The sequence below is a fragment of the Pedobacter heparinus DSM 2366 genome (assembly GCF_000023825.1).
Lineage (GTDB): Bacteria > Bacteroidota > Bacteroidia > Sphingobacteriales > Sphingobacteriaceae > Pedobacter > Pedobacter heparinus.
In genome coordinates this window covers 3630882-3646996 of record NC_013061.1, presented here as the reverse complement: position 1 = coordinate 3646996, position 16115 = coordinate 3630882, and the positions used below count along the sequence as shown (strand labels likewise).

Below are 16115 nucleotides of genomic sequence, written 5' to 3'. Positions count from 1 at the left end.
CTATGGAACGGAAAATATTCTTAAAAAACATGGCCCTGATGGCGCTGTTTCCATCGGTATTCATTGCAGCCTGCAGTGAGGGGAAAAAGTCGGCAGCAGGGGTAGGAGGCCAAAAGTTACAGACTTTTACCTGCCCCATGCACCCACAGGTCGTAAAAAATGAAATGGGGACCTGTCCGATCTGTGGCATGGACCTGGTGCCGTTTGAAAAGAACAGCAACGATAAGGCTTTAAAAGTAGATGAAAAGCGCCAGGCCCTGGCCAATATTGGCATCCTTATGATTGGCGAAAATAGCCTTTCGGGGGTTAAACAGTTAAACGGCCGTCTGGTGGTTAACCCGGAACAGAGCAGTTACATTTCCAGTAGGATTGCAGGGCGGATAGAGCGGCTTTATGTTCAGGAAACAGGGGTTAAGGTAAAGAAGGGACAACCCTTGTATAAGCTCTATTCTGAACAACTGGCTACGCTTCAGCAAGAATATCTGATGGCTATTGCCCAGGAAAAGCAATTTCAGGGTGATCAAATAGAAAGGCAGATTGTGGCTTCGGCTAAACAAAAACTGTTGCTGTACGGACAATCGGAACAAGAGGTAAAGCAACTGGTTAAAACCCGGAAAAAAGATCCATTTGTGGTTTTTTATGCGCCAGAAGGAGGGATAGTAGCAGAAGTGTCGGTAACAGAGGGACAATATGTAACCGAAGGTAGTCCGGTTTTGCGACTGGAAGGCTATGCACAGTTATGGGTGGAAGCCGATGTGTATCCTGATGAGGCGAAAAATGTGAAAGATGGCCAGAAAGTTAAAGTGGTAATCACTGGCTGGGAAGATCAGCCCCAGGAAATGACCATTAGTTTTATTAATCCTGCACTGGCTTCGGGTACCCAGCTGATGCAAATCCGGGGTTCCATCCCTAATCCTGGAAACCAGTGGCAACCAGGCTTACAGGCCAATGTTTTTTTGCCTTCCGGAAATAAAAGTAAGGCACTCACCTTACCTGTTGATGCAGTAATACGAGATGGGAAGGGGATGCACGTATGGATTAAAAAGGGGAAAGATAGCTTTGAGCCAAGGTTGGTGAAAACCGGGCAGGAGAACGATAACCAGGTAGAAATTTCTGCTGGCCTGAAAAATGGCGACCAGGTAGTGGTAACGGGTGCTTACCTGTTGTATAGTGAATATATCCTTAAAAAAGGAAAAAATCCCATTGAAGGGTTAAAAATGTAATCTTAATTATTAATTATAAAAACAAGAAAATGAAACCAGTAATCAATTTCGCAATTATTTTGGCCGCAGTAACTTTATTTGCAGCCTGTGGAAATACTCAAAAACCCGCTGAAGCAGATCCTCATGCCGGACATAACCATGCCCAGGGTGAAGGTCATACAGCGCCTACGGAACAAGCTACTGCAGGTGTCAGCATTAAAGATGATAAACTGAATGCAGTATACCAGCATTATATACACCTGAGCACCGCATTGGTAAATGAGGATGTGGCAGAAGCAAAGGTGGCGGCTAGCGCCATTGAATTGGGTGCAAAAGAACTGACTGGCGGAACTGCGCTGGTAACCTTAGCCTCAAAAATAACTACTGGGGCAGATATTGAAGCACAAAGGACTGTGTTTTCGGATCTGAGCAATGATTTTATTGCACGTGTTAAAGCTTCAGGTTTAAATTCTGGTGAAGTATATGTTGAGTACTGCCCTATGGCACTGCACGATAAAGGAGCTAGCTGGTTAAGTAATAAAAAAGAAATCAGAAACCCCTATTTTGGCGAAAGCATGATGACCTGCGGCGAAGTAAAAGAGATCATAAAATAATTTTCTGATTACAGGTGTCGTTTAGTATCTTTAGAAAACACTAACTTATACTTATGAAACACTTAATTTTTTTATTGCTGCTTACGGCAATTTCCTTTACAGGCTTTGCCCAGAACAAAGATGCCATTATTGGCAAATGGATTAATTCTTCAGGTGAAGCACATGTTGATATTACCAAAAAAGGTGAAAAATACTTCGGTAAAATTGTATGGTTAAAAGAACCTAAGGATGAAAAGGGAAATGTAAAAACAGATGTAAAGAACCCGGATGAAAACCAGAGGAAACAACCTATTCTTGGCCTTGAGATCTTGAAAAACTTTGTTTTTGATGAAGGGAAATGGACTGACGGCAAGATCTACGATCCAAAATCAGGTAAAACCTATAGTTGTAACATGACTATGAAGGGGAATGACATATTGAACATGAGGGGCTATATTGGCTTCTCGCTGATCGGCAGGTCGGAAACCTGGAAACGTGTAAAATAATTTACTGTTTGTTTTGTTGTTAATTCATGGGAAATAAGGAACTACAAAAAATAATTTTTTGATATCGGGTACAATAAATTAAATATTTTATCGTCTATATAACTGAGAGCGTTAATTTAGATAGCGGGGATACGGTGGATTGCTGTATCCCCGTTTCTTATTTAGCTTTTATAGCATTGAGCAGTGTAGCCAGCTCTTTTGCTTTGCTCGCGTATTTGTAGAGAACATTTTCAGTTTCTCCAGGATCGGTGTTCAGGTTATACAATTGACCACTTGCCGATACACCCATCTCTATACCTGTTAATTTATCGTAAGCAATGCCCTTACCTGGTTCAATGTATTTCCAGTTGTTTTTGATGATGGCCAGTGGGCCTCCCTGTGTAATTAATGTGGTACGGCCTTTTGTGGATTTGCCTAGCAACGCAGGTAAGACATTTTCGCTGTCGGTAGTTTCATCAGCAGGCAGTGGGACGTTTAAAAGGTAGGAAAAAGAGGCGAGTAAGTCCATTTGGCAAACCATAGCTTCAGATACCTTTGGCAATATGGTGCCTGGCCAACTCATGATCCATGGAACCCTTGTTCCGGCTTCGAATGAACTGTATTTGCCGCCCCTGAAAATTCCGGAAGGTTGATGTCCGACACTTTTTTTTACAGCCTCATCTTCATAGCCATCGTCCAGTACCGGGCCGTTATCACTCGAAAAAATAATGAGGGTATTTTTATCCAGTTTCAGATATTCCAGTTGTTTCATGATCTGGCCTACTGTCCAGTCCAGCTGCAATATCGCATCACCCCTTAATCCAAGTTCACTTTTCCCTTTAAACATGGTGGCAGGCATACGGGGCACATGCGGTTCGGTTAGTGTAAAATAAAGGAAAAACGGTTGATTTTTATTCTTTTCTATAAAATCCCGGGCCTTGGTCAGAAATGTTGTGGATACCTCTTCATCTGTCCACCTGGCTTTGTGACCGCCCTCCATGTACCCAATCCTGCCAATACTGTTTACAATGGTATTGTTGTGTCCCTGTCCTGCTGAAGATTTGAGTTTTAGCAATTCCGGATGCTCTTTTCCTGTCGGATCGTTGCCGACCGGATTTTTATAATCTACTCTGATGGGGTCTGTCTGATCCAAAGCCAGTATTTTATGATTTTCCATAAAAACAGTTGGGACCCTATCGGCTGTTGCCGGAAAAATAAATGAATAATCGAAGCCCACTTCATTTGGCCCGGGTGTTACTTCAGTATTCCAGTTTTTTTCTACTTGTTTACCCAACCCGAGGTGCCATTTACCTACAACTGCGGTTTGATAACCAGCTTTTTTAAATACTTTAGGCAGGGTAGTCGTATTTGTTGGAACAATCAGTGCCGCGTCGCCAGGTAAAATTTCTGTTCCTTTTTGGCGCCATGGGTATTGCCCTGTCATAACCGCGAAGCGGGATGGGGTACAGGTGGCTGAAGTAGAATGCCCGTTGGTAAAGCGGATGCCATTTTTTGCAAGTTTGTCAAGGTTTGGAGTATTTATTTTAGTAGCACCATAGCAGCTCAGGTCGCCATAACCCAAATCATCTGCATAAATAAAAATAACATTTGGTTTTGCCGTTTGGGCTGATAGATGAATCGTTGTGCCAAAAAGAAGGAATGCTAAAATCAGAATTGTTGTTCTTTTCATATAGAATTGAATGGTTAAATAATGTTGTAAATTACCAATTGAACATCATATAAGCGCTTTATAATTGCTCCATTTTTGCACAAACGTTTGCGTTGTGTTGTAAATAAAAAGCCAGGTCATCCAACCTGGCTTTCAAACAAAACTTAGATCTAACCAAACATCTAATTGCAGTCAATATAGAAATTGTACTGTGGACGTCAAGGGCGGATTCGAACCGCCGTCAAAGGTTTTGCAGACCCTTACCTAACCACTCGGCCACATGACTATATTTTCAATCTTTTCACCGATTGATGATACAAATATATATAAAGTCTATTAAATTACTAGACTTTTTTTAATTATTTTTTTATTTATTGTAAAAGAGGTTTAAAAAGACGCTAAAGGATTGTATGAGCAGACTTTATTTTTCAGTTTCTTTTAAGGCCCTGTTTAAATTTCTTAATGTGATACCCAGATATTCAGAAAGGTTTTGATTGGTAAATGCAAGGTTTTGAGCATTAAGGGTTACTTGTAACTGCGGTAAGAGCTCGGATATGGCATACAATTGTTGTCGGCCCCCCTTTGCAGGGCACTTTAAAAGTGAGCTTGCATGAGAAGTAGGGGCTAAAGGATACCATGCTAAGAAATTTACAGATAAATCCTATCTGGATTTTAAGTAGTTTCGTCTTATGATGGACAGGCCCGAAAAGAAACCAGTTAAACCGGATAAGAAAAGTGCTTTAGCTAAGGCTGAACATTATTGTGCTTACCAAGAACGCTCTCAGCAAGAACTGCGAGATAAATTGTATGAGTGGGGGCTTTGGAGCAATGAGGTGGAAGAAGTGATATCGGAGCTGATACAAACCAACTTTTTAAATGAAGAGCGTTTTACAAAGGCTTACGTTTCGGGTAAGTTTAACATAAAGCACTGGGGCAAGATGAAAATAAAGCAGGGACTTAAATTGAAACGTGTGCCCGATAAGATGATTTCGAATGCACTTAAGGCTATAGATTATGATGAATATTTAAAGACTATATTGATGCTGGCAGAAAAAAAGCTTCCTTCAATAAGTGAAAAGGACCCTTATAAAAGAAAATATAAGCTGGTGTCTTATCTGCTGGCCAGAGGTTTTGAGAATGATTTGATTTTTGAGGTGTTGAAGGCCAATGACTTAGCTTAAGGGCTTCATTTTTATGAAAAATAACTTGACGTTAAACTAAAAGTATTTATATTTGCAATCCCAAACGGAAACAAGGTGAATAATTTTAACCCTGACCTAAAAAGGGATAACATCGGATGGTGTTAAGTAATGCGAAAGTAGCTCAGTTGGTAGAGCACGACCTTGCCAAGGTCGGGGTCGCGAGTTCGAATCTCGTCTTTCGCTCTAAATGTTTTCAATACCAGGAAGACATTTATAAAAATTAATCCTATCAATGTTTTGATAATGATTATGCTCAGATGGTGGAACTGGTAGACACGCAGGACTTAAAATCCTGTGACCTTAAAAGTCGTGCGGGTTCGATTCCCGCTCTGAGTACAAAAAAGCCACAGCGGACATTGTGGCCTCTGGTAATGCGAAAGTAGCTCAGTTGGTAGAGCACGACCTTGCCAAGGTCGGGGTCGCGAGTTCGAATCTCGTCTTTCGCTCAAAAAGCCTTCGATAATTATCGAAGGCTTTTTATTTTGATGTCAGTAATGTACCAATATTGGTTGCCGTCCGTTCCAGGTTTTTACTGGTGTTCTTCATAGCTTCAGTCAGGTCAGCAGGTTCATTTCCTATTGCCATTAATACATTAAAATACTTTAGCAATTCTGCTCCAGGTTCAAGGGGGACTTTTCCTGCAAGGCCAATAACGGGAATATGACTTTCAAAAGCTTTTTTTGCTACACCAAATGGGCCTTTTCCCTGAAGGGTTTGTAGGTCTATGCTCCCCTCGCCGGTAATCAGCAGGTCGGCCTTTTTTAATTCCTTGTCAAAATTGGTTAAGGTTAAGAAATATTCAATGCCATTTACCAGTTTCGCTTTTAAAAAGGCATACAGCCCCGCTGCTGCGCCTCCGGCAGTACCGCTATAGGTGAGGCTGGCTATAGGCCTTTTAAATTGTTCATCTGCTATTTTGGCCAAGCTGGACAGAAACTGATCAAGCTGGGCTATTGTTGCTTCATTGGCGCCCTTTTGTGGACCAAATACGGCGGCGGCACCATTGCTGCCCAACAATGGATTGTCAACATCGCAAAGAATAACAATTTCACAAGCAATGGCCCTGGGATCGGCCCTGGAAACATCTATACGTTTAATATTTATCAGCTCTTCAGGAACAGGATTTAAGCGATTCCCATTCTGATCTAAAAAAGTAAACCCCAATGCATTCAAAATACCACAGCCGCCATCAACAGTTGCAGAGCCACCCATGGCGATAATGATTTTATTTGCGCCTTTGTCCAATGCAGCTTTAATCAATTCGCCAGTGCCGGAGGAAGATGCCCTCATTGGATTTAATTCTGCTGTTTTTAACTGTTTGAGACCTGAGGCTTCTGCCATTTCGATCACTGCCGTCTGCTCATCATCTATTAAGCCAAATGAAGAAGTGATTTCTCTTCCCAGCGCATCATGTACGGTAACTTCAATACGCTTTCCTCCGCACTTTTCAATGATCAGGCTGGCGGTGCCATCCCCACCATCTGCAATGGGAAAGCAGGAAGTAGTGCAGTTAAGGTTACTTAAATGTAATCCATTCTGGATAGTTATTGCTGCATCTGTGGCAGTAAGACTATTCTTGAAGGCATTTGGGGCAATCAGGATATGCATCATTATAAGAACTTCGATAAAATATAAACCATGGCAAATGAAGTAAGCCCCATCAGGACGGTAGCCACTGAATAAACCCTGAGCATTGTTTTCATGTCTAAGCCGGAGAACTTTGCAATAACCCAGAAATAGGCATCATTGGCATGAGAGATCATCATAGATCCGGCACCCATGGCCAGTACGCAGAGCAGTTTGCCGGTTTCAGTATCCAACCCTAATACCTGCAGCAGGGGAAGGACAATAGAAGCGGCAGTGATAATGGCTACTGTTGATGAGCCCTGGGCTGTTTTTAAGACGAAAGTGAGCAGAAATGGGAAGAACAGCCCCATGCTATCCAACGCTAGCGATTCGCTTAAGTGGGTGCCGATCTTGATGGCGGCAAGTATGGCTCCAAATGCACCGCCGGCACCAATAATAACCAGGATTCCACCTGCTTTTTCGGCCGAATCCTGTAAAAGGTGGCCAAGTTCTGCTCTTTTCCACGATTTTTTGCAGAAGAAAGTAAGTAAAATGCCAATGATTAAGGCAATTACAGGATCGCCAAAAGAAAGGATCGCGGTCATCCAAGCTTTATCCGGGGTGGCTTCTATAGTAACGAAAGATTTTAGGGCAATAAGGACTATAGGAACTACAATAGGCAGGAACGACTGGATAACAGATGGCTGATGCAACCGTACATCCGTTGGAGTTTCTTCTTCAACTACAGGTAGAGGGAGATTTTTACCTGCATACCGGGCCCATATATTTCCGACCATCATAGCCGGTATGGCTACAAGGCTGCCAATCAATATCAATTTGCCAATATCTGCTCCAATTATACCTGCGGCGGCGGCACTTCCGGGATGGGGTGGAACCATACAATGAACAGAATACAGGCCTGTTGCCAGGGATACTGACATAATTACAATGGATATGCCGGCGCGTTTTGCCAATGTCTTATTTAAACCACTCAATACGATATAACCAGAGTCGCAAAAAATAGGTAAGCCTACAATAAACCCTGTAATGCTGATGCCCCATACTGTTCGTTTTTCGCCAAGTTTTTTTAAGATGTAGTTGGCCATAACTGATGTGCTGCCTGTATATTCCAGTAATATCCCTAAAGTTGTCCCCAACAATATAATCAGTCCGAGTGATTTGATAATGTTGCCAAAACCTTCCTTCATGATATTTACCACATCTGTTAAGGATAAGTGTGCGCCTAAGCCAACAAGAAAGCAGCCTATTATTAACGCAAATGCTGCCGGTACTTTAAATTTTGTAGTCAGCAATACAATGATGGATATGCCGGCAAGCAGGCAGATCAGCAGATATATAAAAGAAGTTTCTGGTGGCATAAGATCATTTGGTTTTTGTCTTGTTACTAATGTAATGTTTTGTTATAATCTTTTATATTTATAGCAGACATGTACAGGCAATTTTTATTAAAATAGTTATGATGAAGCATTTTTTTTGGTCTAAGATATTTTTAACCCTGTTGCTGCTGTGTTTAATACAAACTGGTTTTAGTCAGGATCTGTCTTTTTTGTGGGACCAATATGGTATTTACAGGGAGCCAGCCTTGAAAGACCGTTTTTTTAAACATAGTGATCTTGTTCCTTTGTTTCAAAAACTGGAAAAATCGGGTCTTTTTAAAATCGAAATTGCAGGCGGTTCTGCACAGGGACGCAGTGTCTATCACCTAACAGCTGGAAGGGGAAAGATAAAGGTATTGCTGTGGTCGCAAATGCATGGTGATGAAACCACAGCCACAAGAGCATTATTTGACTTTTTTAATTTTTTAAAGGCCAATGATAAGAATGATGAGCTGAGAAATAAACTGCTTGATCAGCTTGAACTTCATTTTGTGCCTATGCTGAACCCGGATGGAGCTGAAATGTTTAAAAGAAGGAATGCGTTGGATATTGATATCAACAGGGATGCAAGAATGTTGGTTAGTCCGGAGGCAAGGATATTAATGGACATAGCCAAAAAAATTAAACCTGATTTTGGGTTTAACCTGCATGATCAGAGTACACTGTATTCGGCTGGACGTAGTAAAAATACGGCAACAATTTCTTTTCTGGATCCTGCCTTTAATTATGCAAAAGATATGGATGACGTACGTAAAAAAGCCAGGCAGGTAATTTTACTGATGAATAACGTGCTGCAAAAGCTTATGCCTGATAAAGTTGCAAAGTACAATGATGATTATGATCCAAGATGTTTTGGTGATACTTTTCAAGGGATGGGTATTGCAACTATCCTGATCGAATCGGGTGGTTATCCTGGAGACCCTGAAAAAGAATACATCCGTAAACTGAATTTTTATGCTCTTTTAAGTGCGCTGAACTCCATAGCTGATCAGTCTTATCTGAAAGAAGATGTTGTACAATATGAAAAGATTCCGGAAAACAACAGGTCTTTATACAACGTGCTGATCCGAAATGTAAAAATAACCAAACAGGGTAGTGTCTTTTTAACCAATTTGGGTATAAACCATACGCAGGTTAAGGACAGTGATTACAGGGGAGTTAGTTACCAGGGAAGTATTGATGAACTGGGCGATGTAGAAAGGGTATATGGTTATGATGAGGCAGATGCCGGAGATTTGAATTATACGCCTGGTAAATTGAAAATACTGACAAAAAAAGAGTGGGAGAATTTAAACGCTGAATCTGAAGTTCAACTGATAAGGGAAGGTTATTTGTTTATAAAATGGTCGGATGCAAAGTCGCCCGCAGGTCCGGTAAAAAACAGGTTGCTGAATCTGACGAATAGTACTAGCGTGTCTGGACAGGTTGGTTTAAATCAAGCAGCTAACTTTCTGCTTACCAAACAGGATAAGCCGGTTTTTGCAATTATTAATGGTTTTTTACTGAAGTTGGACCAGCCGGCAAAAGTATTACACAATACCTTTGGATATTGAGTTACGGTTTTATTTTTTCTGCTTCAGGTAAAGTAAGCAGTTTCGAATTATCAGTATGAAACTTTTTTATCAACTCATAAGTTGAAGGGATCACCGTTTTGATGCGGTCGAGTGTTTCGGCAGGAATATTATTTCTGCTGAAGGGCACTACTTTTACATATTCCTGTATTTCACCTGCATTTCTTCCATATTTGTAGTTATACGTAAATCTGCCCTCTTTGTCTGTAATTACGGTTTTATTGTCAGCATTGGGTATACTGATAAAGAACTCACTGGCATTCATATTTCCTGCAGGATTAAAAAGATGCTGTTTGTTTAAGTAAGTATAAAGTTCCGTGGCTACATTTATCGCTGGATCAATGATCTGTATGTCCTTATTCATGAACGTGCGATAGATAAAATTACCATTCTTCTGGAAGTTGTAAAGATCAGAAAGGATTTTTCGGATGTCGCTGATTAAAAAAGGATAATGGGTACAGCCAAGTACAAGGGCTTTAAGTGGTTGTGCACCTTTAGTGTTCCTTATTTTCTCCATCAGAGAAACCAGGTGGTACCGGGCATAATTGTCGGCAGCATTTAACTGCATGTTTCCGCATTCATCACTTTTGCTATCGCATAACATTTTATGGTTACTAAAATCAAAATTGTAAACATCGAGTAAGGTTCTTTCTATTTTATAAGCTCCACTATCAAGTTTTGGGCCGCGGTAATTTGCGGTTGGCGCGATGGCCTTGCGGTTAATAAAGTCAGGTTCCTCATCTACAGCCTCTGCAAGACCGTAACCACCCTGATTGTATACCTGTAGATTTCCTTTATACCCAAGTTTATCTTTGAGGGCAAGAATTGTATTTTCGTAACCTTTTGAGGCAATGGTGCCAACTGTAGCAAAAACACCAATTGAACCGTTTTCATCCTTTTTGAAAACATCAAGCGTTCCTTGTGCACCGGCATCAATTACACCGATCACCTTTAAATTAATGCCAGTAGTTTTTATGAAATCTTCAATATATTCCTTTCCATAAGCAGTAGCAGTGTTACAGGCAATAACGATGGCTTTTACTTTTTGTTTGTCTGAACTGTAGTTTTTAGTAGTGTTATTTAAATAGTATTTATCAGATAAAAGAAACTGTGCATCTTTGATGATATGTTCAACTAAAAGATCATTTTTCTTTTCACTATAGTAATTGCCATAAGGCATATTGGCCTGGTCAGCAAGATAAATAAACTTTTCTTTTGCAAAATCGGGGATATTGTCCTTCCCCGCAAATTTTGTTGCGTTGTTGTGTTGGTCAAACTGAACCAATGTGTTTAATATAGTTAAACCACCTGTGCCAGAATCAAAAACTCCGATAGGAAGGCTTGGGTCTGCCGCATTATATTTTTTAAAATCAATATAATAGAAATTCTTTTTGTCTTTTAATATCGCATTTTCAATGGCTTCAGGTTTTGTATTTTGAGCACGCGATTCGGTTGTACTGAACACAAGTACTGCGGATATACAGCATAGAAAATTTCTGTTAAACTTCATGATATAAATATATTAAAGAATTTTAATACCTGTGAAGGTTTTATAATTGACGGTGGTTTTTATTATATAAAATGAATTAGAATTTGTATTTTGAACAATATTAATTTAAAAAAATCTAGTTAATCTCTTAATATATGAAAAAGAAGAAGGTATTGGTCGTTATTGCTGGATTGTTAATTTTTTTGGCTGCATCTGCCTTCATCAGAAATGTGGATCCTTTTTCAGACTTGCTTTCCAAACTGGAAGATTATAATAAAAATAACCAACAGGAAAAAGTATACCTGCACCTTGATAAACCTTATTATGCTATAGGAGAAGATATTTGGTTTAAAGCTTATGTATTGAATACGGTGACTTCAGAACCGTCTCAGATTAGCAATACATTGTATGTTGATCTGATTGATGAGTTAAATTCCGTAAAAAAGCAGTTGATTATACCCCTTTCTTTTGGCATGGGTTGGGGGGATTTTAATTTGAAAGACTCGCTTTCAGAGGGTAATTATAGAATCAGGGCATATACCCGCTGGATGGAAAATGTGGGGTCGGAATTTTTTTATGATAAAACCATTAAGATCGGTAGGTCAGCAAGTGCAAAAATAGCCAATAAAAAAGACAATATTAAAGTAATTCCGCTTAAGTCGGCTTCAGGCCAGGTTGATGTACAGTTTTTTCCTGAAGGAGGCAGTCTTGTTGAAAATATACCTTCCAGAATAGGCGTAAAAGTAGTGGGAAGTGATGGTCTGGGCAAAGATATATCTTTATCAATAAAAGATCAGAATGGGGTTGAACTGAGCAGTATTAAAACTAAGCACAGGGGAATGGGAAGTTTTATTCTAAATCCACTTCCGGGACAAGGTTATGTGGCTGTAGCTACTTTTGCTGATGGCTCCAAAAAAGAAATCCCTTTACCAACAGCATTACCTGATGGTTATGTACTAGCAGTCAATAATTCAGATAGTACAAAAGTTTCGGTTAAAATAATGATTAGTGGCTCTTTACTGGGGAAAGGTGATGTTAAGCTTATTGCACAACAAAATAATAATGTAATCTATTCTACAAAAGCAAGTTCAGAGCGACAGGTAATAAGTACCAGCTTCCCTAAGGAAAAGATCAGATCGGGGATTTTAAGGCTGACTTTATTTACGCCGGATAACAGGCCTGCAGCTGAAAGACTGATTTTTATTAATAATGTTTCGGATGAGCTGGGTCTTCAATTTGAAAAGTTGCCGGGTGCTAGTAAGCGTACAGCCAAAATAGCGGCTAATTTTAAAGTTTCATATGCGAGTAAGCCTACTCCTGGTAGTTTTTCAGTGGCTGTAAATAATATATCAAAGGTTGGTATCGATGAATTTAACGAAAGTAATATTTTTACAGATCTGTTACTTAGTGCTGATCTTGCCGGATATATAGAGAAACCCAATTACTACTTTCTTAGCAATGATGAAGAAACCAGAAATAACTTAGATCTTCTAATGATGACACAAGGTTGGCGGCGTTTTGTCTGGAAAGATTTTTTAGCGGATAAAATCAATCCTGTTAAATATCAGCCGGAGAAACTTTTGGTAATTAGTGGCCGGGTCACTACAAATAGCGGTAAGCCCGTTGCCCGTGGAAAAGTTACTCTGCTTTCTTCTTCCAGTAAGTTTTTTATGATTGATACACTTACAGATGAAAATGGTCGGTTTGCTTTCAGGGAGATGTTTTTTGGCGATAATACTAAGTTTGCTGTAAAAGCACAGACGGAGAAAGGCAAAGACAATGTTGATATTAAAATGGATGAGAGAGCGTTGCAGTTGGTTTCTAAAAATAGAAATACAGGAGATATTCAGGTTAATAAAAATGAAGCCCTATCAAGGTATTTAAGCAAAAGTGATAATTATTTTAGTGAATTGAGACGTTTAGGATTGCTGGGCAATTCTATCAACCTGGAGACAGTTAATATTGTTGCTGAGAAAAAGAAGGTAACAGAATCGGCAAATTTTAACGGACCAGGAAATGCCGATTATGTTTTTACTGCAGAACAGCTTGAAACGAAACAAGATTTGCGTCAGGCATTGGTAGGAAGAGTGGCTGGTCTGAATTTTAGATTAAACGATGAGGGACAACAAATTCCTTACTTGAATAAGGCCCAGTCTTCTGACAATCTTTCTCCTATGAAAATAATCTTAGATGGCATGGAGATCAGCACTGATATGATTGGTGATATTGTGATGAATGATCTGGAGAGTATCGAAGTATTGTCAAGTATAGGATTGTCATTTGTATACGGCACTAATGGTGGTGTGTTAATACTTACTTCTAAAAAAGGCAGACGGGACAGTCAGAATATAAGTGCTGCTCCCGGCATACTTCCTTATAGTCCAACAGGGTATTATACCGCAAGACAATTTTATATGCCTAAATACGAACCGGGTAAAACATCAAATCCTGCAGATTACCGCACTACTATTTTTTGGAAACCCAACGTAATCACTGATAAAGATGGGAATGCAAGCTTTGAATACTTTAATGCAAATGAGCCCGGAACTTACAGAGTGGTACTGGAAGGTATGGACGCTTTTGGAAACCTGGGCAGGAAAGTATTTACTTATGCTGTAAACTAAAGCAAATCTTACATTTCTCTGTTTATACTATTTTGTATAAACAAGCAGAAGCCGGTATCTTTGTGTTATATTCTAAATCTTTCAACCTAAGATCATGAAAGAACAACAAGATGCAATTGACCATGCCGTATTAAACGAGTACAAATACGGTTTTGTGACGGAGATAGATACAGATGCCATTCCTAAAGGATTAAATGAGGATGTGATCCGGCTCATTTCCAATAAAAAAAACGAACCGGAATGGATGCTGGAATGGAGACTTAAAGCCTATAAATATTGGCTAAGCATGGAAGAGCCCACCTGGCCCAATGTAAAATATCCACCCATCAATTATCAGGACATCATTTATTATGCAGCCCCTAAGCCTAAAAAGCAGTTGAACAGTCTGGATGAAGTAGATCCCGAACTGCTCAGTACATTTGAAAAGCTGGGTATTTCTATCAGCGAACAGAAGCGCCTGAGCGGTGTGGCTATAGATGTAGTGATGGACAGTGTTTCTATTGCTACTTCTTTTAAAGAACAATTATCAGAAATAGGCGTTATTTTTTGCTCGATCAGTGAAGCCATACAACTACATCCCGAACTGGTAAAAAAATATCTTGGTTCTGTAGTACCTATGACGGATAATTATTTTGCGGCATTAAATTCTGCAGTATTTACTGATGGGTCTTTTTGCTTTATTCCTAAAGGTGTGCGCTGCCCGATGGAACTTTCTACTTATTTCCGTATCAACACAGAAAACAGCGGACAGTTTGAACGCACACTTATTGTTGCCGAAGATGAAAGTTATGTAAGTTATCTGGAAGGCTGTACGGCCCCTATGCGCGATGAAAACCAATTGCATGCTGCTGTTGTAGAGTTGATAGCTATGGAAAAAGCAGAGATTAAATATTCTACCGTACAAAACTGGTATCCTGGCGATAAAGATGGTAAAGGCGGCATTTATAATTTTGTAACTAAACGTGGCATTTGTAAAGGTAACCATTCAAAAATCTCCTGGACACAGGTCGAAACCGGTTCTGCCATTACCTGGAAATACCCAAGTGTGATCTTAAAAGGTGACAATTCTATTGGAGAATTTTATTCAGTAGCCTTTACCAACAATCACCAGCAGGCCGATACCGGTACAAAAATGATCCACCTGGGTAAAAACACCAGGAGCAGGATCGTAGCCAAGGGCATTTCGGCAGGGCATAGTCAGAACAGTTACCGTGGACTGGTAAGAACCAGTAAGCAGGCTTTGAATGCACGTAATTATTCGCAATGCGATTCCTTATTACTTGGTGATAAATGTGGGGCACATACCTTTCCTTATATAGAAGTAAAAAACAAATCAGCTATTGTAGAGCATGAAGCTACCACTTCTAAAATTGGTGAGGATCAACTTTTTTATTGCAGGCAAAGAGGGATAGATCCTGAAGCTGCAGTAGCGCTTATTGTGAATGGATTTGCAAAAGAAGTAATGAACCAGCTACCTATGGAATTTGCTATTGAAGCACAAAAGCTGCTTGCCATTAGCATGGAAGGTAGCGTAGGATAATAAAATATATGAATATGTTGTCAATTAAGAATATACACGCAAACGTAGAAGGTAAAGAGATATTAAAAGGAATTAACCTTGAAATAAAAGCAGGCGAAGTGCATGCCATTATGGGGCCTAATGGCTCTGGCAAAAGTACGCTTGCTTCTGTTTTGGCCGGTAGAGAGCAATATGAGGTAACCGAGGGTGAAGTAAGCTTTCTTGAAAAAGACCTGCTTGAACTATCGCCTGAAGATAGGGCAAGAGAGGGACTTTTTCTGGCTTTTCAATATCCGATTGAAATACCTGGCGTAAGTACCACCAATTTTATTAAAGCCGCAGTAAATGAAAAGCGAAAATACCACGGGCTTGAGCCTCTGGATGCAGTGACCTTTTTAAAAATGATGAAAGAGAAGATGGCGCTGGTAGAAATTGATCAATCTCTTTTAAGCCGTTCAATTAACGAAGGCTTTTCCGGTGGGGAAAAAAAACGCAATGAGATTTTTCAGATGGCCATGCTTGAACCGAAACTAGCAATACTGGACGAAACCGATTCAGGCCTCGATATTGATGCCTTGCGAATTGTAGCCAATGGCATCAATAAGCTGCATAGTCCGGATCGTGCGGTATTGGTGATCACACATTATCAGCGTTTGCTGGATTACATTCAGCCCGACTTTGTGCATGTGCTGTACAATGGACGTATTGTTAAGTCGGGTACCAAAGAACTGGCCCTGGAACTGGAAGAGAAAGGCTATGATTTTATTACTGACGAGGTTAACCTGACTGCGTTATAAA

At 40.0% G+C, this 16115-nt stretch carries 12 protein-coding genes and 4 tRNA genes; 11 read left to right on the top strand and 5 right to left on the bottom strand.

Features of this window, described 5'->3' with window-relative positions; genetic code table 11:
• The first annotated feature begins 2 nt into the window (after positions 1-2).
• Genes PHEP_RS15150 through PHEP_RS15140 form a run of 3 tightly spaced genes read left to right on the top strand, consistent with a single transcriptional unit; the run spans position 3 to position 2301 of the window.
• On the top strand, positions 3-1223 hold the full coding sequence (locus PHEP_RS15150; protein WP_015808857.1) for an efflux RND transporter periplasmic adaptor subunit: 1221 nt from the start codon (positions 3-5) through the stop codon (positions 1221-1223).
• Between the two features lie 29 nt (positions 1224-1252).
• Entirely contained in the window at positions 1253-1816 is a 564-nt protein-coding gene (locus tag PHEP_RS15145; protein ID WP_015808856.1) for a DUF3347 domain-containing protein, read from the top strand.
• A gap of 53 nt (positions 1817-1869) precedes the next feature.
• Positions 1870-2301 (top strand): DUF2147 domain-containing protein, encoded by a 432-nt coding sequence (locus PHEP_RS15140; RefSeq protein ID WP_015808855.1) that lies wholly within the window; start codon positions 1870-1872, stop codon positions 2299-2301.
• A gap of 157 nt (positions 2302-2458) precedes the next feature.
• Here the strand turns inward: PHEP_RS15140 and PHEP_RS15135 are convergent, their stop codons facing one another.
• The gene (locus tag PHEP_RS15135; RefSeq protein ID WP_015808854.1) at positions 2459-3970 is read right to left on the bottom strand and encodes a sulfatase family protein; all 1512 of its coding nucleotides are present in this window, start codon (positions 3968-3970) and stop codon (positions 2459-2461) included.
• A gap of 191 nt (positions 3971-4161) precedes the next feature.
• Positions 4162-4235 (bottom strand) — tRNA-Cys (locus PHEP_RS15130).
• A gap of 403 nt (positions 4236-4638) precedes the next feature.
• On the opposite strand from PHEP_RS15130, the gene PHEP_RS15125 reads away from it, so the two are divergent.
• The 4 genes from PHEP_RS15125 to PHEP_RS15110 all read left to right on the top strand — a co-directional run bounded on the left by PHEP_RS15125 (position 4639) and on the right by PHEP_RS15110 (position 5597).
• Positions 4639-5130, top strand: coding sequence for a regulatory protein RecX (locus tag PHEP_RS15125; protein WP_015808853.1), 492 nt, complete (start codon positions 4639-4641; stop codon positions 5128-5130).
• Between the two features lie 131 nt (positions 5131-5261).
• Positions 5262-5334: transfer RNA gene (locus PHEP_RS15120), tRNA-Gly, on the top strand.
• Positions 5335-5402: 68 nt separating this feature from the next.
• Positions 5403-5487, top strand: a tRNA-Leu gene (locus PHEP_RS15115).
• A gap of 37 nt (positions 5488-5524) precedes the next feature.
• Positions 5525-5597: transfer RNA gene (locus PHEP_RS15110), tRNA-Gly, on the top strand.
• Between the two features lie 31 nt (positions 5598-5628).
• Here PHEP_RS15110 and PHEP_RS15105 read toward each other — a convergent pair.
• Both PHEP_RS15105 and PHEP_RS15100 read right to left on the bottom strand, forming a co-directional pair.
• Positions 5629-6762, bottom strand: coding sequence for a glycerate kinase (locus tag PHEP_RS15105; protein ID WP_015808852.1), 1134 nt, complete (start codon positions 6760-6762; stop codon positions 5629-5631).
• Complete coding sequence (locus tag PHEP_RS15100) at positions 6762-8096, bottom strand: GntP family permease (RefSeq protein WP_015808851.1); 1335 nt, start codon at positions 8094-8096, stop codon at positions 6762-6764. The genes PHEP_RS15105 and PHEP_RS15100 overlap by 1 nt, the downstream gene beginning before the upstream one ends.
• A 98-nt stretch (positions 8097-8194) precedes the next feature.
• Here PHEP_RS15100 and PHEP_RS15095 point away from each other — a divergent pair, with 98 nt between their 5' ends.
• Positions 8195-9667 carry a M14 family zinc carboxypeptidase gene (locus PHEP_RS15095; protein WP_015808850.1) on the top strand — a complete coding sequence of 491 codons (1473 nt, stop codon included), beginning with the start codon at positions 8195-8197 and terminating at the stop codon, positions 9665-9667.
• 1 nt (position 9668) lies between these two features.
• On the opposite strand, the gene PHEP_RS15090 is transcribed toward PHEP_RS15095, so the two are convergent.
• Positions 9669-11195, bottom strand: coding sequence for a glutamate racemase (locus tag PHEP_RS15090; protein WP_015808849.1), 1527 nt, complete (start codon positions 11193-11195; stop codon positions 9669-9671).
• Positions 11196-11329: 134 nt separating this feature from the next.
• Between PHEP_RS15090 and PHEP_RS15085 the strand changes: the two genes are divergently transcribed.
• The 3 genes from PHEP_RS15085 to sufC all read left to right on the top strand — a co-directional run bounded on the left by PHEP_RS15085 (position 11330) and on the right by sufC (position 16114).
• Positions 11330-13798 carry a carboxypeptidase-like regulatory domain-containing protein gene (locus PHEP_RS15085; protein WP_015808848.1) on the top strand — a complete coding sequence of 823 codons (2469 nt, stop codon included), beginning with the start codon at positions 11330-11332 and terminating at the stop codon, positions 13796-13798.
• 94 nt (positions 13799-13892) lie between these two features.
• Entirely contained in the window at positions 13893-15338 is a 1446-nt protein-coding gene (gene sufB, locus PHEP_RS15080) for a Fe-S cluster assembly protein SufB (protein ID WP_015808847.1), read from the top strand.
• Between the two features lie 14 nt (positions 15339-15352).
• Positions 15353-16114, top strand: a complete 762-nt coding sequence (gene sufC, locus PHEP_RS15075; RefSeq protein ID WP_036674690.1) for a Fe-S cluster assembly ATPase SufC — start codon at positions 15353-15355, stop codon at positions 16112-16114.
• Position 16115: the final 1 nt, after the last annotated feature.